Annotated in this window: 15 protein-coding genes and 1 tRNA gene; 8 read left to right on the top strand and 8 right to left on the bottom strand. The window is 66.7% G+C overall.

What is annotated here, in order from left to right:
• Positions 1-1,947 carry a squalene--hopene cyclase gene (gene shc / locus OXR00_RS01390; RefSeq protein WP_267386238.1) on the top strand — a complete coding sequence of 649 codons (1,947 nt, stop codon included), beginning with the start codon at positions 1-3 and terminating at the stop codon, positions 1,945-1,947.
• Positions 1,944-2,618 carry a phosphorylase gene (locus OXR00_RS01385; protein WP_267386237.1) on the top strand — a complete coding sequence of 225 codons (675 nt, stop codon included), beginning with the start codon at positions 1,944-1,946 and terminating at the stop codon, positions 2,616-2,618. Before shc ends, OXR00_RS01385 begins: the two co-directional genes overlap by 4 nt.
• A 96-nt stretch (positions 2,619-2,714) precedes the next feature.
• Here OXR00_RS01385 and hpnH read toward each other — a convergent pair whose 3' ends face one another.
• Together hpnH and ispH are read right to left on the bottom strand one after the other, a co-directional pair.
• A complete protein-coding gene (hpnH, locus tag OXR00_RS01380; RefSeq protein WP_267386236.1) occupies positions 2,715-3,860 on the bottom strand; it encodes an adenosyl-hopene transferase HpnH in 1,146 nt (381 codons plus the stop codon).
• Positions 3,861-3,870: 10 nt separating this feature from the next.
• Positions 3,871-4,830 carry a 4-hydroxy-3-methylbut-2-enyl diphosphate reductase gene (ispH, locus tag OXR00_RS01375; RefSeq protein WP_242146129.1) on the bottom strand — a complete coding sequence of 320 codons (960 nt, stop codon included), beginning with the start codon at positions 4,828-4,830 and terminating at the stop codon, positions 3,871-3,873.
• A gap of 265 nt (positions 4,831-5,095) precedes the next feature.
• Here ispH and OXR00_RS01370 point away from each other — a divergent pair, with 265 nt between their 5' ends.
• A complete protein-coding gene (locus tag OXR00_RS01370) occupies positions 5,096-5,710 on the top strand; it encodes an ABC transporter substrate-binding protein (RefSeq protein WP_242146128.1) in 615 nt (204 codons plus the stop codon).
• Positions 5,711-5,715: 5 nt separating this feature from the next.
• Complete coding sequence (locus tag OXR00_RS01365) at positions 5,716-6,786, top strand: VacJ family lipoprotein (protein WP_267386235.1); 1,071 nt, start codon at positions 5,716-5,718, stop codon at positions 6,784-6,786.
• 28 nt (positions 6,787-6,814) lie between these two features.
• On the opposite strand, the gene OXR00_RS01360 is transcribed toward OXR00_RS01365, so the two are convergent.
• Complete coding sequence (locus tag OXR00_RS01360; protein WP_267386234.1) at positions 6,815-9,406, bottom strand: MMPL family transporter; 2,592 nt, start codon at positions 9,404-9,406, stop codon at positions 6,815-6,817.
• Positions 9,403-9,891 carry a DUF2141 domain-containing protein gene (locus OXR00_RS01355; protein WP_267386233.1) on the bottom strand — a complete coding sequence of 163 codons (489 nt, stop codon included), beginning with the start codon at positions 9,889-9,891 and terminating at the stop codon, positions 9,403-9,405. The genes OXR00_RS01360 and OXR00_RS01355 overlap by 4 nt, the downstream gene beginning before the upstream one ends.
• A 235-nt stretch (positions 9,892-10,126) precedes the next feature.
• Between OXR00_RS01355 and OXR00_RS01350 the strand changes: the two genes are divergently transcribed.
• The 4 genes from OXR00_RS01350 to OXR00_RS01335 are packed head-to-tail and all read left to right on the top strand — an operon-like array spanning position 10,127 to position 17,719.
• Positions 10,127-11,860, top strand: coding sequence for a non-ribosomal peptide synthetase (locus tag OXR00_RS01350; protein WP_267386232.1), 1,734 nt, complete (start codon positions 10,127-10,129; stop codon positions 11,858-11,860).
• The gene (locus OXR00_RS01345) at positions 11,860-13,080 is read left to right on the top strand and encodes a cytochrome P450 (RefSeq protein ID WP_267386231.1); all 1,221 of its coding nucleotides are present in this window, start codon (positions 11,860-11,862) and stop codon (positions 13,078-13,080) included. Before OXR00_RS01350 ends, OXR00_RS01345 begins: the two co-directional genes overlap by 1 nt.
• Positions 13,077-17,063, top strand: a complete 3,987-nt coding sequence (locus OXR00_RS01340) for an amino acid adenylation domain-containing protein (RefSeq protein ID WP_267386230.1) — start codon at positions 13,077-13,079, stop codon at positions 17,061-17,063. The genes OXR00_RS01345 and OXR00_RS01340 overlap by 4 nt, the downstream gene beginning before the upstream one ends.
• Before the next feature lie 5 nt (positions 17,064-17,068).
• Complete coding sequence (locus tag OXR00_RS01335; RefSeq protein ID WP_267386228.1) at positions 17,069-17,719, top strand: 4'-phosphopantetheinyl transferase superfamily protein; 651 nt, start codon at positions 17,069-17,071, stop codon at positions 17,717-17,719.
• A 29-nt stretch (positions 17,720-17,748) separates the two neighbouring features.
• Here the strand turns inward: OXR00_RS01335 and OXR00_RS01330 are convergent, their stop codons facing one another.
• The 4 genes from OXR00_RS01330 to OXR00_RS01315 form a co-directional block, all read right to left on the bottom strand.
• On the bottom strand, positions 17,749-19,215 hold the full coding sequence (locus OXR00_RS01330; RefSeq protein WP_267386226.1) for a lipopolysaccharide biosynthesis protein: 1,467 nt from the start codon (positions 19,213-19,215) through the stop codon (positions 17,749-17,751).
• Between the two features lie 125 nt (positions 19,216-19,340).
• Positions 19,341-19,417, bottom strand: a tRNA-Pro gene (locus OXR00_RS01325).
• Between the two features lie 57 nt (positions 19,418-19,474).
• The gene (locus OXR00_RS01320; protein WP_267386224.1) at positions 19,475-19,798 is read right to left on the bottom strand and encodes a YbaB/EbfC family nucleoid-associated protein; all 324 of its coding nucleotides are present in this window, start codon (positions 19,796-19,798) and stop codon (positions 19,475-19,477) included.
• On the bottom strand, positions 19,795-21,456 hold the full coding sequence (locus OXR00_RS01315; RefSeq protein WP_267386223.1) for a DNA polymerase III subunit gamma/tau: 1,662 nt from the start codon (positions 21,454-21,456) through the stop codon (positions 19,795-19,797). The genes OXR00_RS01320 and OXR00_RS01315 overlap by 4 nt, the downstream gene beginning before the upstream one ends.
• Positions 21,457-21,545: the final 89 nt, after the last annotated feature.

Genomic DNA, 21,545 nt, shown 5'->3' with positions numbered 1-21,545 from the left:
ATGGCTACCATGTTAGAAACGCCCGACCTCGTAACGCTTGCGGACCGCGCCACCAACCGCGCGGCGGAGGCACTTGCCGCCGCGCAGAAGCCGGACGGGCATTGGGTATTCGAGCTTGAGGCCGACGCGACGATCCCGGCCGAATACGTGCTGCTGCGCCACTATCTCGGCGAGCCGCGCGCGGTCGATCTCGAGGCGAAGATCGGCCGTTACCTGCGCCGTATCCAGGGGGCGCATCACGGCTGGCCACTGTTCCACGGCGGCGCGTTCGACGTCAGCGCGACCATCAAGGCCTATTACGCGCTGAAGATGATCGGCGACGACGTTGACGCGCCGCATATGGCGTCGGCGCGGGCCGCGATCCTGGCGGCGGGCGGTGCGGAGGCGGCCAACGTATTCACGCGCATTCAGCTTGCGCTGTTCGGGGCCGGACCGTGGTCGGCGGTTCCTACCCTGCCGGTCGAACTGATCCTGCTGCCACGCTGGTTTCCGGTGCATCTGTCAAAGATGTCGTACTGGGCGCGCACCGTTATCGTTCCCCTGCTGGTCCTGTCGGTGAAGCGGCCGCTGGCGCGCAACCCGCGCGGTATAAAGGTCGACGAACTCTACACCGGCACGCCAAAGCCCCCGGAGAGCAAGGCCGCCGAGACCAAGCGGGTATGGACGGCGTTCTTCAACGGGCTCGACGTGGTGCTGAAGGGTGTCGACCGGCTCTGGCCGAAGCGCACGCGCGAGCGCGCCATCCAGACCTGTGTCGATTTCACCGTCGAGCGGCTGAACGGTGAGGATGGTCTCGGCGCGATCTACCCGGCGATGGCGAACAGCGTCATGATGTTCGATTGCCTCGGCTATCCGGAGGACCATCCGCACCGTGCAATCGCGCGGCAGTCGGTCGAGAAGCTGCTCGTGGTGAAGGACGACGAGGCGTATTGCCAGCCGTGCGTCTCCCCGGTGTGGGATACGGCACTTGCCGCGCACGCGATGCTGGAGGCGGGCGGCGTGGAGAACGAGGCGCGTGCCGATGCGGCGCTGGAATGGCTGCGGCCGTTACAGGTGCTCGACGTGAAGGGCGATTGGGCGGATGTGCGGCCGGACGTCCGTCCGGGCGGCTGGGCGTTCCAGTACAACAACGCGCATTACCCCGATCTCGACGATACCGCCGTGGTGGTGATGGCGATGGACCGGGCCGCTGCGCGTTCCGGCGCGGATTACCGCATGGCGGTGGATCGCGCCGTCGAGTGGACGGTCGGCTTGCAAAGCAAGGGTGGCGGCTGGGGCGCGTTCGACGCCGACAACCACCATCATTATCTCAACAACATCCCCTTTGCGGATCACGGCGCGCTGCTCGACCCGCCGACCAGCGACGTGTCGGCGCGGGTGGTGTCGATGCTCGGCCAGCTGGGTGAACCGCTCGACACGCCACGCATGGCCGAGGCGCTCGACTTTCTGGAGCGCGAACAGATGCCGGACGGGAGCTGGTTCGGGCGCTGGGGGGTGAACTACATCTACGGCACATGGTCGGTGCTGTGCGCGCTCAATGCCGCCGGCGTGGACCCGCAATCGGCGATGGTGCGCAAGGCGGTGGCGTGGCTGGTCGCGATCCAGAACGGGGATGGCGGCTGGGGCGAGGACTGCGACAGTTACGATCTTGCCTACCGGGGCCACAGCCCTGCCCCGTCCACCGCATCGCAGACCGGCTGGGCATTGCTCGCGCTGATGGCGGCGGGTGAGGTCGACGGTGCAGCGGTGGATCGCGGCGTGCGCTACCTCGCGGAGACGCAGGACGCGGACGGTCTGTGGGGACAGGAGATGTATACCGGCGGTGGTTTCCCGCGCGTGTTTTACCTGCGCTACCACGGCTACCCCAAGTATTTCCCGCTGTGGGCGCTGGCGCGGTACCGCAATCTGAAGCGCTCCAACCAACGGCGCGTGTCGGTGGGGATGTGACGCTGCTCGTCGCCTGCGGGCTGACGCGCGAGGCGGCGATCATCCGACGGGTCGGTGTGATCCCGATCGCAGGTGGCGGCGATCCCGCGCGGCTTGAGGCGCTACTCGAAGACGCGATCGCCACCTTTGGGCCATTCTCAGGCGTGGTGTCGAGCGGGGTTGCGGGCGGGCTCGACCCGGCGTTGCGGCCGGGGGACGTGGTGATCGGTACGCTCGCCGCCTCCGGATCCGGCGATGACCGGGAGAGCACGTTGGTGCAAGCGCTATGCGCGCGTCTGCCCGGGGCGCATTTCGGCACGATTGCAGGTAGCGACACGATCGCCGCCACGCTCGACCAGAAGCGCGCACTTCGTAGCAGCACCGGGGCGATCGCCGTCGATATGGAATCGCACATCGCCGCGCGCGTGGCGGCGCGTCATGCGCTGCCGTTCGCGATCATCCGCGCGATCTCCGACGGTGCCGACCATGTCCTGCCGCCCGCCGCGCTGGTGGGCATGAAGCCCGATGGCGGCATGGCGCTTGGCAAGGTGCTGGCGTCGCTTGCGCGGCGCCCCACGCAGTTGCGCGCGCTGATCCGTACCGGACGAGATGCCGGGCGGTCGTTCAGCGCGCTATCGCGGAGCTGGGCGGCGCTGGGTGATGTCGAAGGAGAAGAGCGGGATCGGGCTTAGCGCCGCCCCGTCATCGTTCGGCACTTTTGGGAACCGGCCAATCCCAACCGATCGGCAAGACGGCGGCCCGCCCCCTGAAGGGGCGGGCCGTCGCTATCAGGCGACCTTCTGCACCCGCTTGAAGCCGGTCGGGTCCGCCGCCTGGATCTTCGCCAACTCACGCTCGACGTGGCTCGAGTGGACGTCCTCGGCAGGACGGGCACGCGACAGATCGATATCGGGCGCCATCGGGCCTTCGGTGCGGATGCCCTTGCGGCCGACGTTGAACATCGCGAGCGGATTGCGGATCGATTCGCTTGCCGCCGTGCCCTCGAAGCCGCAGTGCACCATGCAGTTCGAGCATTTTTCGTACTTGCCGACGCCGTACTGATCCCAGTCGGTACCTTCCATCAGCTCCGAGAAGGTCGGCACATAGCCTTCGCCGACGAGGTAGCAGGGCTTCTGCCAGCCGAACACGGTGCGCAGCGGCATCGACCACGGCGTGCATTCGTAGGAGCGGTTGCCGGCAAGGAAATCGAGGAACAGCGGCGAGTTGGTGAAGGTCCAAGCCTTGCCGCCGTCACCGCGCCGAAACACGTCACGGAAGAAGGTCTTGGTGCGTTCGCGGGTCAGGAAGTGCTCCTGGTCCGCAGCGCGCTCGTAGGAATATCCAGGCGACAGCGTGATCTCGACGCCACGCTTTTCCATCTCGTCGAAGAACGACGCGAGTCGTGCCGGGTCGGCGCCGTCGAACACCGTGCAGTTGACCTGCACGCGGAAGCCCTTCGATTTCGCCAGTTCGATCGCCTCGACCGCGACCTCGTAGGTGCCATCCTGATCGACCGCGTGATCGTGCATGCCCTTGTCGCCATCAAGATGGATCGACCAGGTAAAGAAGTTTGACGGCTTGTAGTCGTTGATCTTCTTCTTGAGCAGCAGTGCGTTAGTGCACAGGATCACGAACTTTTTCTTCGCGATATAGCCTTCGACGATGCGCGGCATGTCGCGATGCAGCAGCGGCTCGCCGCCGGCGATCGAGACGGCGGGCGCACCGCAGTCGTCGATCGCCTCCATGCACTGCTCGTAGCTCAGGCGCTGGTTGAGGATCGCGTCAGGATAGTCGATCTTGCCGCAGCCGGGGCAGGCAAGGTTGCAGCGCAGCAGCGGCTCCAGCATCAGCACGAGCGGATATTTACCCCCGCCAATGTGCTTGCGCAGCGTATAGCTGCCGATGCGGGCGAGCGCGGGAAGCGGAAGGCTCATATATCGTGTCCTAGTTCGCCATCGCGGGGCGGCTGGCGGTAGTCTTCGGCCCTCTTAGCTCACGCGGCAGGGCAAATTCCAGTGTCTCTTCGATCCCGTCGAGCTGGCTGACCTCGACCGGGCCGATCCGGCGCAGCGCGGCGATCACATCGTCGACCAGTTCGTCGGGCGCGGACGCACCGGCGGTGAGGCCGATCGTCTGCACGCCATCGAACCACGCCGGGTCAATCGCGCTGCCATCCGCGACGAGATAACTCGGCAGGCCTTCATCCATGCCGAGATCGCGCAGTCGGCTGGAGTTAGAGCTGTTCTCCGCCCCCACCACCAGCAGCAGATCGACCACACGGCACAGATCGCGCACCGCAGTCTGCCGATTCTGCGTGGCGTAGCAGATCTCCGACACATCGGGGCCGATCAGGTTGCGGAAGCGCGCCTTCAACGCCGCGATGATCGAGCGGGTGTCATCCACGCTCAGCGTCGTCTGGGTAATATAGGCGATCTCGGCATCGTCGGGCAGATCCAGATCCGCTACCGCCGCCGCCGAGGATACGAGGTGCACCGGCGCATCGACCTGCCCGACGGTGCCGACCACCTCGGCATGGCCCTCGTGCCCGATAAGGACGAGCGTGCGGCCGGATTTGGCATAGCGCCTGCCCTGCATGTGAACTTTGGTGACGAGCGGGCACGTCGCATCAAGCACCGGCAAACCGCGCGCGGCTGCCTCCTCCTCGACCGTTCGCGCGACGCCGTGCGCGCTGAACACCGTCATCGCGCCGGCGGGAACCTCCGACAGTTCCTCGACGAACACCGCGCCCTTGCGGCGCAACGTGTCGACGACATGCTTGTTGTGCACGATTTCGTGACGCACGTAGATCGGTGCGCCGAACCGGTCGATCGCCCGTTCGACGATCTCGATCGCCCGTACTACGCCCGCACAAAATCCGCGCGGGTTCGCCAAGATTACGCGCAAGGCGCCGTCCTTTCCGTATCGATCGGTTCCGACAAGGCCGTGCCCAAACTGTGACCCGGTGTCGTTGCCGCCGTTAGTGATTGCATATGTGTACGTGTGGTCGAAAATTGAAGCGGAAAAAGGGCAGGCCCGTAACGACCGGGCGCCGTGTGGCCGTTCAGCCACGCGTCAGCGGTTTGTGCTAATGGCCTGTCGCTGATAACGGCGGCCCTTACGATCGGCCACCGCGGCCCTATCTAATTCCCCGAACGTGATGGAGTTTCCGATGCTTGCCACGACCCGCCTCCTTGGCCTGGCGGCGCTGCTCGCCGTAGCCCCGCTTGCCGCGCCCGCGGCTGCGCAGACCGCCGATCCGGCCGGCGCACCGATCCAGGCGCTCGATGACGGGCTGCTCGCGATCATGAAAGGCGGCAAGGCGATGGGCTTCGCCGGCCGTGCGGCAAAGATCGGCCCGGTGGTGGACCGCGCGTTCGATATCCCGCTGATGACCCGGCTGTCGATCGGTTCAGCGTGGACGACGACCGCACCTGCCGATCAGGCGGCGCTGGTCGCGGCGATCCGCAAGCTGACGATCGCGCAATATGCCGGCAATTTCGACGGCTGGTCGGGCGAAAGCTTCAAAATCGCGCCGGCCGTCGAGACGCGCGGCAGCGACAAGCTGGTGCGCACCACCTTGGAGCCGAAGACGGGCAGTCCGACCGCGATCGCCTACCGCTTGCGCCAGAGCGGCGGCCAGTGGAAGATCATCGACGTGTATTACCAGAACTCGGTAAGCCAGCTCGCCACCCGCCGGTCCGATTTCGCCAGCGTGCTCGCCCGTGGCGGCGCAAAGGCGTTGGTTGCGCACCTCGACCAGCTTTCCGCCAAAGCGGCACGCTGATCCGCATGCGGGGTTTCGGGGGGGCGAGCGCGTTTGCGCTCGCGGCATCGTTGATGATGCCGACGATGGTGATGGCACAACAACAGGCGGCGGCACCGGTCGCGCGGATGATCGCGCCCACGCCGCTGGCGCCGGCGGCGGCATCCGCGACGGTCAAGCCCGCCGGTAGCGGGCATTTCAAGGGCGATCCGCTCGAGAAGCTCAACCGCAAGCTGTTCTCGGTGCATCAGTTTTTCGACCATTTGCTGTTTCGCCCGCTCGCCATGGCGTACAAGACGATCATCCCCAAGATCATGCGCAGCGGCATCCGTCACGTCTTCTCGAACATCGGCGAGCCGGTGGTGTTCGTGAACGACGTGCTGCAATTAAAGCCTAAGCGCGCGGTGCGGACGCTGGGTCGGTTCGCGATCAACTCTACGATGGGTGTCGGCGGGCTGGTCGATGTTGCCAAGACCAAAGGCTTCGACCTGCCACATCATTCCAACGGCTTCGGCAACACGCTGGGCCGCTATGGGGTCGGCCCGGGGCCGTATCTGTTCCTGCCCTTCATCGGGCCGAGCGACTTCCGCGACATCGGCAGCGCGCCGGTGGACGGCGCCGTACTGCCGCTGGCGATTGGTTTCCCGTTCGATCGGGCGGAATATCAGATCCCGGCCGGCGTAGTGGTCGGGCTTGATATGCGCGCAGAGGCGGACGGAGACCTGAAGGCGCTGCTCGGCGGTGCGGTCGACCCCTATGCGACGCTGCGGTCCGCGTTCCTCCAGACGCGTGCGGCGGAGGTGTATGCGATCCGGCATGGCGACGGCGCAGGCGCGACACCGCTAGAAGATCCGCTGGCCGATCCCGCCGGCGCGGCCGCGCAACCTTCCGCGGCGATGAGCGACCCGCTGACAGACCCCGCCGCCCCGGCCCCGGTTGGCGAGACGCAACCATCCACCGCGTCGCAGTTGAGCGATCCGCTCGCCGATCCGGCAGCCGCACCCGCGCCGACCACCACTCCCGAGCCCAAAGCGGCCCCGGCGACCGCGCTGGACGACCCATTAACTGATCCGGCGGCGGCTTCGGCAAAGCCATAGCGGCGAGCCGACCGGCATGGGTGGCGTGCTACACCCGCTGCCGCACCACCTTGCGGGGCGGTCCCAGCAAGGCCGGCTCGAAGATCAGCGCGCACACCAAGGTCCAGGCGAGTGAGATCATCAGGATCTTGCCCATGCTCGCGGTGCCGGGATGGTGCGACAGCCACAGGCTGCCGAACGCGCTGCCGGTGGCGAGCGCGCTGAACAGCACCGCCCGCGCCAGGCTCGATTGCAGCAGGTCGGTCGCGCCTGCCCGCCACGCCATCACGAAATAGATGTGAAACGCAACGCCGACGCCGAACAGCAGCGGAAAGGCGATGATGTTGGCAAAGTTGATCGGCTGACCAATCAGCACGCAACTGCCGAGCGTGAGAAAGCCGGACAGCACCACCGGGGCGAGCGTGAACGCCACCTCGCGCACATCGCGCAGCACGACGAACAGCAGGCCGCTGACCAGCACCAGCGCGAGGATACCCGCCTCCACGAACGCCCATGCCACCGTGCCCGCCGCCTCCTGCGTCGCGACCGGCAGGCCCGAGGCGGACGGGGCGACCGCACGCACCGCCTTGGTGAAACGACGCAGCACGGCGTTGTCGTTGCTGTCGCCGCGCGGGAACACCTGGATCAGCGCACGGCCATCCTTGGCGATCCAGTTGCCGGCGATCTCCGGCGGCAAGGTCGCGCGTGTGACGGGTTCCGCCTGAAGCAGCGCGCGCACCTGATCGAGCATGACGTTGAGCGGCGTCACCAGCACCTCGCGCGCACGCGCGCGGGCCGGCGCAGCGGCACTTGCGAGCAGCGCGAAGGCATTGGCGAGGTGTCGCGCGTCCTGCGCCGGTCGATCGGCCGCCGTACCCGCAACCTTGCGCAACTGCGCGGCAGTGGCGTCGAGCGCGGCGACGTTCTCCGCATCGGACGGCGCCGGCGCCATGTCGAACGGGTTGATCGTCGGATCGAGCAACAGCGACGCATCCTGAATCGCGGCGAGCTTCTGCGGCTGATCCTCCGGCACGAAGCCGTCGACCGTCACGGCCTCCGCCACCTCCGGCAGCTTGGACAGCTTAGCCGTCATCGCCTTCGCCGCATCGGGGTTGGGCGCGAGCAGGTTGATCGTGTTGGGCGTGCGCAGCGGATCATGCATCAAATCCGCGAGCGCCCGCATCGCTGGGCCGTTGGGATCGCGCAGGTGGAGCGGGTTGAAGTCAAACCGGACGAACGGCAGCAGCGCGATGCTCACCAGCATCGACACTGCAAACGCCCACAACACCGCCTTGCGATGCGTGTGGAGCCAGCGGTCCAGCGGTGCTGCCTCGCGGAAGCCGACCTCACGGCGCGGTGCACCGGGCTTCATCACCGTGAGCAACGCCGGCAGCAGGGTAATCGCCAGCACCAGCGCGATGATCATGCCGATCCCGGCGATGATACCGAGTTCGGAAATGCCGATGTAATCGGTCGGCAGGAACGCCCCGAAGCCGAGGAACACCGCCCCTGCCGCCAGCGCGAGCGGCGCAGCGAGCGCGGTCGCGGCGCGGCGCAGCGCCTCGGGCGTGTCATGCCCATCGAGCCGTTCGGCATTGAAACGCACGCTGATCTGGATGCCGAAATCCACCCCCAGCCCGACGAACAGCGGGATGAACGCGACCGAGATCAGGTTGAGCGTGCCGACCGCGAGCAAACCGGCGGCGGTGGTGATGACCAGGCCGGCAATGATCGTCACCACGATCGCCGCGACGATCTTCACCGATCGCGTCGCCAGCCACAGCGTCAGCAGCATCGCGACGCCCATGACAAGGCCGACGAAGCCGATATTCTCCTCCAGCGTGGCGAACTCCTCATCCGCCAGCGGCACCTCACCGGTGGTGCGCACCGATACGCCGTGCGCGGCGTCGAGGCCGAGCTTTGCCGCCTGCTGCTCGATCGCGGCGACCGCATCCTCGCCCGGCTGAAGCGCGCCATAGTCGAGCTTCGGTTGTGCGAGGATTAGGCGACGACGCGGGGCCGCCGTGCCGCCCATCATGTCCTGCCAGGAGAAATACGCGGGTTTGCCGGCGAGCGTTCTGTCCAACGCATCGGCCAGCGTCCGCATCGGCGTGTCGAAATCGGCGAGCTTGGCGCTACCCTGCTCCACGCCCAGCAATGCTGTCGAGAACGCACCCGCGATGCCACGCAGTGAGGGGTCGCGCGCCAGCGGGCCAAGCAGCGGTTGCGCCTTGATGAGTGAGTCGGTCGTGCCCTTCACCTCGGCGACCGAGCCGAACATCAGCCCTTCCTTGGCGAAATAGGGGCCGCCGTCCGGGCGCTGTACACGGCGGAAATGGGTGTTGTCCGCAGCCAGCGCATCCGACAGCTTCGCCGCGCCCGCCTCGGCGAGTTCGGGAGTCTTGCCGTCGACAATCACCAGCAGCACGTCGGTCAGGTTCGGGAAGGCGGCGTCGACCGCCTTTTCGTTCTGCCGCCATTGCACCTTGGGCGAGATCAACGCCGCCGTGTCGGTCGTCATTGAGAACCCGCCCGCCGCATAGGCAAGCGCAACGGCGGTCAGCACCAGACATGCCAAAGCGGCGACGATCGGCCGCCGCACGCTGGCCGAAACCAGCCGCAGGATGAACGCCGCGATCAACGCCGTGCGTCGCCGCCGATGAAGTACCGCAGATTGAACTTGATAGTCTGGTCAGCGCCGGTCGCATCGAACACCGCGTCGCTCCATTTCGGCGGAGCAAGCTTGATCCGCGCATCGTTCGAAAAACCGACTCCCTCCTTAGGCACGCCGAACAGCGCACGGTCGAGCTTGCCATTGCCGTTCTCGTCAAGGAATGCCTGAACCGCATAGCGGCCGGCCGGCAGCCCGTTGACCGTCACCACCGTCATGCCGGGCCGGGCCGGCGCCTCGGCTTTAAGCGGGCAGGTCTTCAGAAACTGCGCCTCGGTGCAGACGTAGATGTGCACGCGACCCTGCGCGGTGCGGACGTTGCCGACCTCGACGCGCAGCGTGCCCGTTGTGGTCGCGGTCGCGCCACCACGCGCCAAGACCGGGGCGCTTGCCAGTGCCGCCATCATCATCACCGCCGCGATACGCAGCGGCGCACTTGCCAAAAACGGGGTCACGTTCAATCCTGTTCCACGTGTATGTCAAAGCGCTCGCGCCTGGCGCATCCGCGATGAACCGGTCGTGTATCGTCGCGAGCCCAGCGGTCCAGCAATTTCGACCAATCTGGCGCAGGCGCACGGAAAACCTTGGTTTCCTGAGCGAGCCTGCGGATGTTCAGCGCTCTGCCTGATCAGACCTTAACCGTTAACTCACCTTTTTTTGGTTTGGTGCGCGCAACTTGGGGAGATACCGATGCGCGACCTGCCAGCGACCACGATCATGTCCCACCCTATCGATCTGCGAGTCCACGACTTCGCACGCGACACCGGCGCGGCAATCGCAATTGAATCGACGGCTGGCGCACTCAGCTACGCCGAACTCGATGCGCGCGCGACCAGACTGGCGGGCGCGCTTGCGGCGCACGGTGTGGTTGCGGGTGATACGGTCGCGGTGTGCCTGCCGCGATCGGCGGATCAGATCATTGCGTTGCTGGCGGCATGGTATGCCGGGGCGGCGTATCTCCCGCTCGATCCAGCGTGGCCCGAGGCGCGGCTTGCCAGCTTTGTCGAGCGTGCCGGCTGCGCGGCGGTGATCGGCTCGGCAATCGGTACGATCGCGCCGGATGCGGCGGCCGACTTCTCGCCGCTGCCGGCGGGCGACCTCGCCTATGTGATCTTCACCTCCGGCTCGACCGGCGAACCGAAAGCGGTCGAGGTCGGACACGACAACCTTGCCGCCCTGGTCGACTGGCATCACGATGCCTTCGCGATTCGCGCGGGGACGCGCACCGCGCACCTCGCCGGCCTCGGCTTCGACGCAGCGGCCTGGGAGGTGTGGCCCACGCTGGCGGTGGGCGGTACGCTCTGTCTTGCGGATGATGCGGTGCGGCTCGATCCCCATGCTCTGCGCGACTGGCTGGTGCGCGAGCGGGTTGAGGTCGCGTTCGCGCCGACCGCGCTTGCCGAGCCGCTGGTCGGCATGGATTGGCCCGCCGACACGCGCTTGCGCATGCTGCTGACCGGCGCGGACAAGCTGACGGTGCGGCCGAAGCCGGGCCAGCCGTTCACGTTCGTCAACAACTATGGCCCGACTGAATGCACCGTCGTGGCCACTTCGGGCGTGGTCTTGCCGGACGGCGAAGGCCTGCCATCGATCGGCAAGGCGATCGCCGGCACCACCATCCACCTGCTCGATCCAGGCGGTGAGGATGTGATGCCGGGTTCACCGGGCGAAGTCTGCATCGGCGGCGCGCAGGTCGCGCGCGGCTATCGCGGCGACGTGGCGATGACCGAGGCGCGCTTCGTCGAGCATTCGCATTACGGCCGGCTCTACCGCACCGGCGATCTCGCGCTTCAGCTTGAGAACGGCGAATATGCCTTCCTCGGCCGGGTCGACGGTCAGGTGAAGGTGCGCGGTCACCGCATTGAACCCGCCGAAGTCGCCGCCGCGCTGCATCGCCTGCCCGAGGTCGCCGCCGCTCACGTGGTGGTGCGCGAGGGCGAACTGGTCGCTTACGTCACCCTCAACGGTGACAGCACGGGCGGCGCCCTGCGCGCCGCACTGGGCGAAACCTTGCCGGATTACATGGTGCCCGCACACTTCGCCCGGCTCGACGCAATGCCGCTCACGCCAAACGGCAAGATCGACGTACGCGCCCTGCCCGATCCCAGCACCGTCGCTCTGGCGGAAAGCGCAGGTGGCCGCGCACCAGAGACGCCGACCGAACTGCGCCTGTTCGAGATCGTCAGCATCGTGCTCGGCCACCGCGATTTCGGCGTGGACGACGATTTCTTCCTGCTCGGCGGGCATTCGTTGCTCGGCACGCAGGTCATCATCCGCGCGCGCGACGCGTTCGGCATCGACCTGTCGCTGTTCCACCTGTTCGAGGCAGCGACCGTCGCCAAGCTGTCGCACGTGGTCGAGACGCTGATCTTCGCCAAGATCGAAGCGATGAGCGACGACGAAATCCAGAGGCTGTCGGCCTGATGGCGACGCGCCCCGTCTCCGATCCGTCGCTCAGCCTGTTCCGGCTGCTCGATCCGGCCGTGCTGGCCGATCCCTATCCGCTGTACGCGCGGTTGCGGACCGAGGACCCGGTCTATTGGGATCCGTATCTGCATAGCTGGGTGGTGACGCGCTACAGCGACGTGCATGCGGTGCTGCACAAATTCTCGGCGGATCGCACGCCCTCGCCCGACATGATGCGCGCGCTCGGGCTCGGCTCGATCGAGCCGATCGCGGCGGTGATGGTCAAGCAGATGCTGTTCCTCGATCCGCCGAACCACACCATCCTGCGCAAACTGTGCTCGACCGCGTTCACGCCGCGCCGGGTGGAAGCGCTGGAGGAGCGCGTGCTGTCGGTCGCCAACCGGCTGATCGACGCGGCTCTGGCGAAGGGCGAGATGGACGTGATGGCCGATTTCGCCGAGCCGTTTCCCTCAATCGTTTTCGCGCATCTGATGGGCGTGCCGGAGGAGGACCACCTTCAACTGAAACGCTGGTCGGCAGACTACGCGCAGATGCTCGGCAATTTCTCGCACAATCCTGACGGGATCGCGCAGGTGTTGAAAAGCACCGCTGACATGATCGCCTATTTCCAGCACGCGATCCATTCGGGCAGCCTCAACGACGGACTCGTCAAGTCGCTGGTCGAGGCGGAGATCGACGGTCAGAAGCTGACCGAGGAGGAGGTGATCGCCAATGCCATCGTCACGATGGTGGGGGGCCAGGAAACCACCACCAACCTGATCGGTTGCGGTCTGCTCACACTGCTACGGCAGCCGGGGAAGCTCGCCGAACTGCGCGACCGGCCCGAGATCATGGACAGCGCGGTCGAGGAACTGCTGCGCTATGAAAGCCCGTCGCAGCACACCTCGCGCATCGTTACCGAGGACACGCTGATGGGTGGCAAGCTCCTTCGCAAGGGCCAGCCGGTGATGGCGGTGATGGCCGCCGCCAACCGCGATCCCGAACGCTTCGCCGATCCCGACGCGCTGGATTTCGAGCGTAAGGACAACCGCCACATGGCGTTCGGTTGGGCGGCGCACTTCTGCTTCGGCGCGCCGCTCGCGCGAATGGAGGGGCGGATTGCATTTCGCCTGCTGCTCGACCGCCTGACCGACCTGTCGTTGCCCGAGCAAAAGCTCGCCTGGCGCGAGAACCTTGGCCTGCGCGGCCTAAAGTCACTGGGGGTGACATTCGGATGAACATGCTCGTCAAACTCGATGCCGCCCAGGCGCGCCGCGACCTGCTCGCGCAGATGCTTGCGGGACGCGCCGCACAGTCGCACGCGCCCGAGCCGATCCGCCCGCGTGATCCGGCCCGTACCATTCCGCTCACCGCCGAGCAGAACCAGCTGTGGCTTCACGCGCAGATGGCGCCGGAGATGCCGCTCTACAACGAGTCGATCACGATTCATCGGTTTGGGCGGTACGATCACACCGCAATGGAACGCGCGCTGACCGAGGTGGTGCGGCGCCATGCGATCTGGCGCTCGGCGATCGTTGAGATCGACGGGGATTACGTGATGCAGGTCGCTCCATCGGAGCATATCAGCCTCGCGATCCTAGACATCAGCCATTTTCCCGAAGCTGAACGTGAAGGGGAGGCCGTACGCCTTGCGACGGAAGACGCGCGCGCGCCGATCGCGTCCGACCAGGCGCCACTGTTCCGCGCCCGCGTGGTGAAGCTGAGCGAGGCCGAACACCGGCTTTACCTGACGCTGCACCACGTCATCTTCGATGGCGTATCGATCTACAAGACCCTGGTGCCCGAACTCGCCGCGCTGGTCGACGCATATGAGGCTGGCCTCCCCTCGCCGCTAGCCGAACCGACGTTGCAGTATGCCGACTATGCGGTGTGGCAGGCGGATCGCGAGCAGGGCGAGGACTACAAACGCCAGCTCGATTTCTGGCGCACGCAACTTGCCGCACCGATACCGCGCCTCGAAGTCGTCGGCGACCGTCCCCGCGCGGCGCTGCCGACGCACGCCGGTTCGATGGAGGTGTTCGAACTCGACACGCCGCTGGTCGAACGACTCAAGGAGATCGCGAGAGCGGAGAACGCGACGCTCTATTCGGTGCTGCTCGCCGGCTACAAGGCGATGCTGTTCCGCTATACGGGCGACGAGGACATCATCGTCGGCGGCGTCACCGACACGCGGCGGCGGCCCGAGTTGCAGCCGCTGATGGGCTATTTCCTCAACACCATGGCGATCCGCAGCCACCCGCTCGGGTCCACGCCGTTCCGCGCGTACCTCGCCGAAGTGAAGCGCAGCGTGATCGGCGCGCTCGGGGCGAGCGACATCCCGTTCGACAAACTGGTCCGCGCACTCGACATCAAGCGTGGCACCGGTACGCATCCGCTGTTCAACACCTTGTTCTCGATCGAGCCACCGGTCGATCCGTTTCCGACCGGCTGGGACCTGACGCAGATGGACGTGACCGTCGGCGCGGCGAAGTACGATCTGTACCTCGAACTCGACGAGCGCCCCGAAGGGGGCATGGCCGGGCGCTTCCTCTATTCGAGCGAATTGTTCGAACCCGCCACGATCCGCCGCATGGCCGATCATTGGATCCGCCTGCTCGAAGGTGTCGCTGCCGATCCGGAGACGCCGCTCGCGAAGCTGCCGATGCTGGCGGCGGACGAGCAGGACCGCCTCGCCGCAGACTGGAACCAGACGACGCGCGATCTGCCGTACGCGAGCGTGGTGGGTTGGGTCACCGCCAGAGCCGCCGCCGAACCCGACACGGTGGTGATCGAACAGTCTGGCGAAGGCTGGACCTACGCCGAACTCGCCGCGCGTTCCGACGCGATCGCGGCAGAGCTCATCTCGCGCGGCGTGAAGCCGGGTGCGCTGGTCGGACTGTCGCTCGAACGCACGCCGTACATGATCGCGGCGATGCTCGGCGTGCTGAAAGCGGGCGTGGCGTATTTGCCGCTCGATCCCGGCTTCCCGCAGGCACGTCTCGCGATGATCGTGGAGAGTGCCGAACCGGTGCTGATCCTGGTCGAACCCAGCACCGAACACGCGCTGCCGCAGGGTGCGGTGCCGCTGGTCCGTCTCGATCGCCACTGGCCGCACCGCGCTTACACCGCTCCCGCGATTGACGCGGAGGCGCCTGCCTATGTGCTGTACACTTCGGGATCGACCGGCAAGCCCAAGGGGGTCGAGATCCCGCACGCCGCGCTCGTCAACTTCCTTGTCGGCATGGAGGACAGCCTCGGCCTGCCGCCGCGCCAGTCGATCCTCGCCATCACCACCTTGTCGTTCGACATCGCCGAACTGGAAATCTGGCTGCCGCTCGTCACCGGTGGCAAGGTCCATCTCGCCACGCGCGAAACCGCCAGCGACATGATCGCACTCGCCGAGGACGTCGCGCGTTTGAACCCCGACGTTCTTCAGGCCACCCCCGCCACCTGGCGCGGGTTGATCGAGGCGGGCTGGCGAGGGTCGCCCACGCTGACCGCACTGTGTGGCGGCGAGAAGCTGCCCCGTTCGCTCGCCGACCAACTGCTGCCGCGCGTCGGCGCATTGTGGAACATGTATGGCCCGACCGAGACGACGATCTGGTCGACCGTGGCCAAGGTCGCGCGTGCCGGTCCGATCACGATCGGCCGACCAATCGCCAACACCACGATTCGCATCCTCGACCAGAACGGCAACGACCGTCCGCTTGGCGCGGTTGGCGAATTGTGCATCGGCGGGCGCGGCGTCGCGATCGGCTATCGCGGCCGGCCTGACCTCACCGCGGCCAAGTTTATCGATCATGATGGTGAACGGCTTTACAAGACCGGTGACCTTGCGCGCTGGCGCCCGGACGGAGCGCTGGAATGTCTCGGCCGCACCGATAACGAGGAAAAAATCCGCGGCTTCCGCATCGCCATCGAGGAGGTCGAGGGTGCGCTCGCGGCGCTGCCCGGCATCGCGGCGGCGGTGGTAAAGGCATGGCCAGATCCGAGCGGCGAACGGGCTTTGTGCGGCTATCTGGTCGGCACGGGCGAGGTGGCGGAATGGCGCGAGCAGCTATCCGCCACCCTGCCCGATTATATGATCCCCACTCGCTTCATGGTGTTGCCGGAACTGCCGCAAACCCCGAACGGCAAAGTCGACCGTCACGCGCTGCCCGAACCGGGCAAGGCATCGGTGACCGATCATGCCCCGCTCGAGACGCCCGCGCAGGAGAAGCTCGCCGCGATCTGGAGCGACGTACTCAAGGCCGAGGTCACCTCGCGCAATGCGGACTTCTTCGATCTCGGCGGCCATTCGCTGCTGATCGCGCGGCTGATCCGCCGCATCGACAAGGATTATGGCGTCAAGCTGCCGATGGCGGCGCTGTTCCAGGCACCGCGCCTTGCCGACATGGCGGAGATCATCGCGAGCGGTAAAGGTGTCGACAATCCGGCCGTCGCACCGATTCAGCCGAACGGCACGCAACCGCCGATCCTGTGGCTGGACGGCGGCTCGACCTTCCGTCCACTCGCCGAGCGGCTCGGGCCTGACCAGCCGTTCTACGGCGTGTCGACGGCGGCGGTGATCGAGGCGGCCGGCGGCACCCCCGAGAAGGATTTCCGCAAGACCGCCGATCTCATCATCGCGGCGCTGCGCCAGATCCAGCCGAGCGGACCGTACCGGATCGGCGGCTGGTGCACCTCGGGCATTCTCGCCTATGCGGTGGCGACGCAGCTCGAGGCGGCGGGTGACGAGGTGCGGCTGCTGATGCTCGCCCACCCGTTCCACCCGGTACGTGCGCGGCAACTGGGCGCGACACGGTTCTTTCTCAGCAAGTTCAAATACCACCTCGACAAGACCTTCGCGCAGCCCAAGGGCGAGCGCTGGCACTATTTCGTCGATCGCCTGCGCGGCCTGTCCGACGCGGCGGCGCTGGCGGGCGGGCGCGAGGCGGTGTTGCAGCCGAAGATCCAGTCCGCGCTCGATCACTCCGCCAGCCATTACACGCCGCCGGCGTACAACGGCGACGTGATCCTGTTCCAGCCCGACGATCACCCCGGCGTGCTCGATTTCGTCGAGGACTGGCGCGCGCAGGTGCGTGGCCAGTTCGACGCGCACATCGTGCCCGGCGGGCACCGCACCATGCTGGAGGGCACCAACGTCGACGTGTTCGCCGATCTGCTGCGCGCCCGCCTTGCCCGCGCCAATGCAGAGGCAGCACGTCAGCGCAGCGCCTGACGCGGGTGACGGCGGCAGAGGTCTACGTCGGCAGCCTCGACCTGCCAGACACGGAGGTCGAGCAGCTTACGCTGTTGCTCTCACCCGAAGAGCGCGCCCGCGCCGCCCGCTTCGCCTTCGCGCGAGACCGGCGGCGCTTCGTGGTGCGCCGCGCGCGCCTGCGGCAGACACTGGCGCGCGAGACCGGCGTCGCGGCGGAGCGGATCAGGTACATCGAGAACGGCTATGGCAAGCCGGCGCTACCCGGCGGCGGCCCCTACTTCAGCACCTCACATTCGCACGAGCTATGGGCTGTTGCCGTGTCGGGGCAAGACCTCGGCGTTGATCTGGAACGTCATCAACCCGGTCTCGACTGGCGCGATCTCGCCGCCGGGCTGTTCCGCGCCGACGAACGCGCCGCGCTCGACGCGCTCGCGCCGGGCGAACGACTGCGCGGCTTCTTCGACTGCTGGTCGCGCAAGGAGGCCTTTGTGAAGGCCATCGGCAAGGGCCTCTCCTACCCGCTCGATGCGTTCGCCGTCTCGGTCATGCGCGAGGCGCGGTTGCTGTTCGGGGCGGAGGGATGGAGCGTCGCGGACTTGACGCTGGCGGAAGGCTATTCAGCGGCGCTTGTGGTCGCAGGCGAGGTAACCGTGAACGTCACGATCCAGGCTTGACGGCAGGTCTGCCGTAAACGCGGGTGCCGTCATGCCACTGCCCCGCGTCGCGCGATCAGGTTGGCGAACTCCCCGATGATCGGACGTGCCACCACCAGCACTAGGCCGCCGTAGACCGCCACGCCGACCGCAACCAGGATCGCGAGTGTCGGCAGCGGCGCAATCCCCGCGATCAGTTCCGACACCGCCAGCACCGCCGCCGCCATGCCCGCCGAGGCGATCGCCGCCGGCATCACTGCACGCAGCAGCGCCCGCGCCGACGTCCCGATCACCGGCATCGAAAACGCCGCCGTCAACATCATGTGGATGGGGGCACCGATCACCCAACTCCACGCCATGCCGACCGCGCCATAGCGCACGCCGATGGCGAAACCGATCGGCATGATGAGCGCCCCCACCGCAGCACCCCACACCTGCAGGCGCGGATGGCCAAGCGCGGTGGTCGCCGGCGCGAACAGCACCTGCACCGTCAGGAACGGCATCGCTACCGCCAGCAAACGCACAATCGGCGTGGCGTCATCCCACTTCGGCCCGAGCACGACATCGACAAACGGCCCCGCCACCAGCGCCAGCCCGACGTAGAACGGCAGCGCACCGAACATGATGAGCCGCACCGATTTCACGAATGCGTGACCGGTCGTCTCGCGATCCCCTTGGAGTCGCGCATAGGCCGAGAACGCGACGTCGTTAAGCGGCGGCACGAACTTGCTCGTGACGATCTGCGCGAGGAACAGCGCCTCCGCGTATAGCCCAAGGTGGCGCGCATCGAGCGAGCGGCCGCCAATCACGATGTCACTCTGCGTCTGGAACAGCCATAAAAGCGAGCTCAGCAACATCGCGCCGCCAAACCACACCACGCCGCCCGCGCCCTTCAGCCGGAACGTCGGCAAAACCCCCAGCCGCGCCGCCAGCGTCATGCCGAGCGCGCGCGACCAGATCACGCACATCGGCGCGATCACCAGCGTCCACACCCCAAACCCTGCCAGCGCACACCCCAATGATGTGCCCGCGCCGATCAGCGCCGAGACGAGGTTCACCTTCGCCTGCACCTTGTAGTTGAGCTGCCGACTCAGCAGCGCACTCGGCAACGCCACGAACGGCGTGGCGAGGTACAGCGCGGCCTGCGCGGTCAGCAGCTGCGCCACCATGGGGGTGTGGAAATATTGTGCAGCCAGCGGCGCGATCAGCACCTGCGCCAGCGCGATGCCGCCGTTCAGCAGCACCAGGATGCCGAACACCTGCCGAATCAGCGTTTTGGTGAGTTCGGGCGTGCGGATCAGCGAGGCGGTGAATTCCTGCCCATTGAGTAGACTGAGGAACACCAGCACGCTCTGCGTCATCGCGAACAGGCCGTAATCGCGCGGATCGAGGATGCGGATGACGAAGAACGTCGCCGCCCACATGATAAGCTGCGCGATCACCTGACTGCCCGACCGCCAGGCTATCGCCTGCACGATCTGCGTCGCGAAGCTCTTTTCCACCGTTATCTCGGACATAGAATTCATCGGCTTAAGGCTCGCATGCGTAACGATGCGACCGTAGCGCCGGGGAAGTGGAGGAAGGATGAAGGAACTGCGGCAGAACCACATTTTTCGCTCGCAGCAGAGCCACTTGCGGCGAATGGTCGGGGAGACAGGATTCGAACCTGCGACATCCTGCTCCCAAAGCAGGCGCGCTACCAGACTGCGCCACTCCCCGACGCGAAGCGCGTCCTTAGGGATGCGCTTCGTCAAGGGCAAGTGTTGATCGTAGCGATCAGAACGGCAGCTTGAAGCCCGGCGGCAGCGGAATGCCGCTTGTCATCTTCGACATCGCTTCGCCGGAGGCGGCATCGGCCTTCGCGCGCGCATCGTTGAAGGCGGCGACGACGAGATCCTCAAGCATCTGCTTTTCCGCCGGCACGAGCAGCGAATCGTCGATCGACAAGCCCATGATGCGGCCCTTGGCGGAGGCACGCACCTTGACCAGACCGCCGCCGGCGGCACCTTCCACCTCGACCTGGTCGAGGCCAGCCTGCGCTTTTTCGAGTTCGGCCTGAACGTTTTGCGCCATGGCCATGATGTCTTCGAGATTGTTCATGCTTCGCTCCGTTGCAGGGATATGATGCGGTCGAGCTCCTCTTCGGGAAACTCGGCACCGGGGAAGGCTTCAAACGCGGCGGCCACGACCGGGGTTGCGAGGATCGCGGCGCGACGCGCTTCCTTGGCTGCGAGGTCCCGCTCCTTCAACGTCGGCGCGCCGGGCACGTTGTCGGTGGTGATCTTCCATACTTTGCCGGTCAGCCGCTTCAGTTCGACATTGAGGTCGCGCACGAAATCGGCCGAAATCGGGCGGGCGGAACTCAGCACCACCTCCGGCGCGGCATACAGTACCACGCTGGCGTGCGCATAGACGCCGTAGCCGAGCGCCTGCTGCCCGTTGTCGTCGAGATAGTGGCGTAGCGCGGCGATCGTCGCCGGCAGTGCGTCTTCCGCCACCGGGGCCGCGATAGCAGCGGGTGCCGGCGCCGGTAGAGGCGTCGCCGAAACGCGGCCCTCTGCCAGCATCTTCGCCAGTTCGCCCGGATCGGGCAGCGTGGAGGCATGGACGAGTCGCAGCAACGCCATTTCGCACGCCTCGATCGGCAGCGCGGCGCGACCGACCTCCTCATGCGCCTTGAGCAGCAATTGCCACAGCCGGTGCAGCGCCGCGAACGACAGCCTGCTCGCCCAGTCGGCAAGTGCTGCGCGTTCTTCGACCGACTGCCCGGCGTCTACGGAGGCGCCGAGCTTCACCAATGTCGTGCCGTGCACCGTCTCGAGGAGGGCACGTAGCACGCTGAGCGGGTCGACGCCGAGATCGTACTGGCGGCGTAAGGCGGCAAGCGCGCCTGCCCCGTCGCTCGCCAGCAGCAGCGCGAACAGACTGCGGGTGGCACCACGATCGGACAGGCCGAGCATGTCGCGCACGGCATCGGCGCGGACACCGCCGCCCTCCTGTCCGGCATGCGCGATCGCCTGATCGAGAATCGACAAACCGTCGCGCGCCGACCCCTCCGCCGCGCGCGCGATCAGCCCGAGCGCCTCCGGCTCCGCCTCGAACCCTTCGGCCTGCGTGACATAGGCGAAGTGCTCGGCCAGCTTCTCGGCCGGGATGCGGCGCAAGTCGAAACGCTGGCAGCGCGACAGCACCGTCACCGGCACCTTGTTCACCTCGGTGGTGGCGAACAGGAACTTCACATGCGCGGGCGGCTCCTCCAGCGTCTTCAACAGCGCGTTGAAGGCGTTCTTGGACAGCATGTGCACTTCGTCGACGATGTAGATCTTGAACCGCGCCGACACCGCCGCATAGCGCGCCGCGTCGATGATCTCGCGCACGTCGTCCACGCCGGTGTGGCTGGCAGCGTCCATCTCGATCACGTCGATGTGGCGCCCCTCCGCAATCGCGCGGCACGGCTCGCACACCCCGCAGGGGTCGATGGTCGGGCCGCCCTGCCCGTCCGGGCCGATGCAGTTGAGCGCCTTGGCGATCAGCCGCGCGGTCGAGGTCTTGCCCACTCCGCGCACACCGGTCATCAGGAAGGCGTGTGCGAGCCGGTCACGCTTGATCGCGTTGCCGAGCGTCTGCACCATCGCGTCCTGGCCGATCAGCTCGGCGAACGTCTGCGGCCGGTATTTGCGCGCGAGCACGCGGTATGCCTCGGGCTTGGGCGTGGCTTGCGGCTGCGGCGGTTCACCGAGATCGAAGGAGTCGGACATCGGCTCTATTTAGGGGCGGCCGCGCGTGTTGTCGAAGGAATGGTTCACCGGTGCGTTGTGCTGAGCGAGACCGGCGGAGTGAGAACATA

It is taken from the genome of Sphingomonas sp. GC_Shp_3, assembly GCF_026540945.1.
GTDB lineage: Bacteria > Pseudomonadota > Alphaproteobacteria > Sphingomonadales > Sphingomonadaceae > Sphingomonas.
The sequence above is the reverse complement of the archived record's forward strand: the minus strand, read 5'-3'. Positions and strand labels throughout refer to the sequence as shown.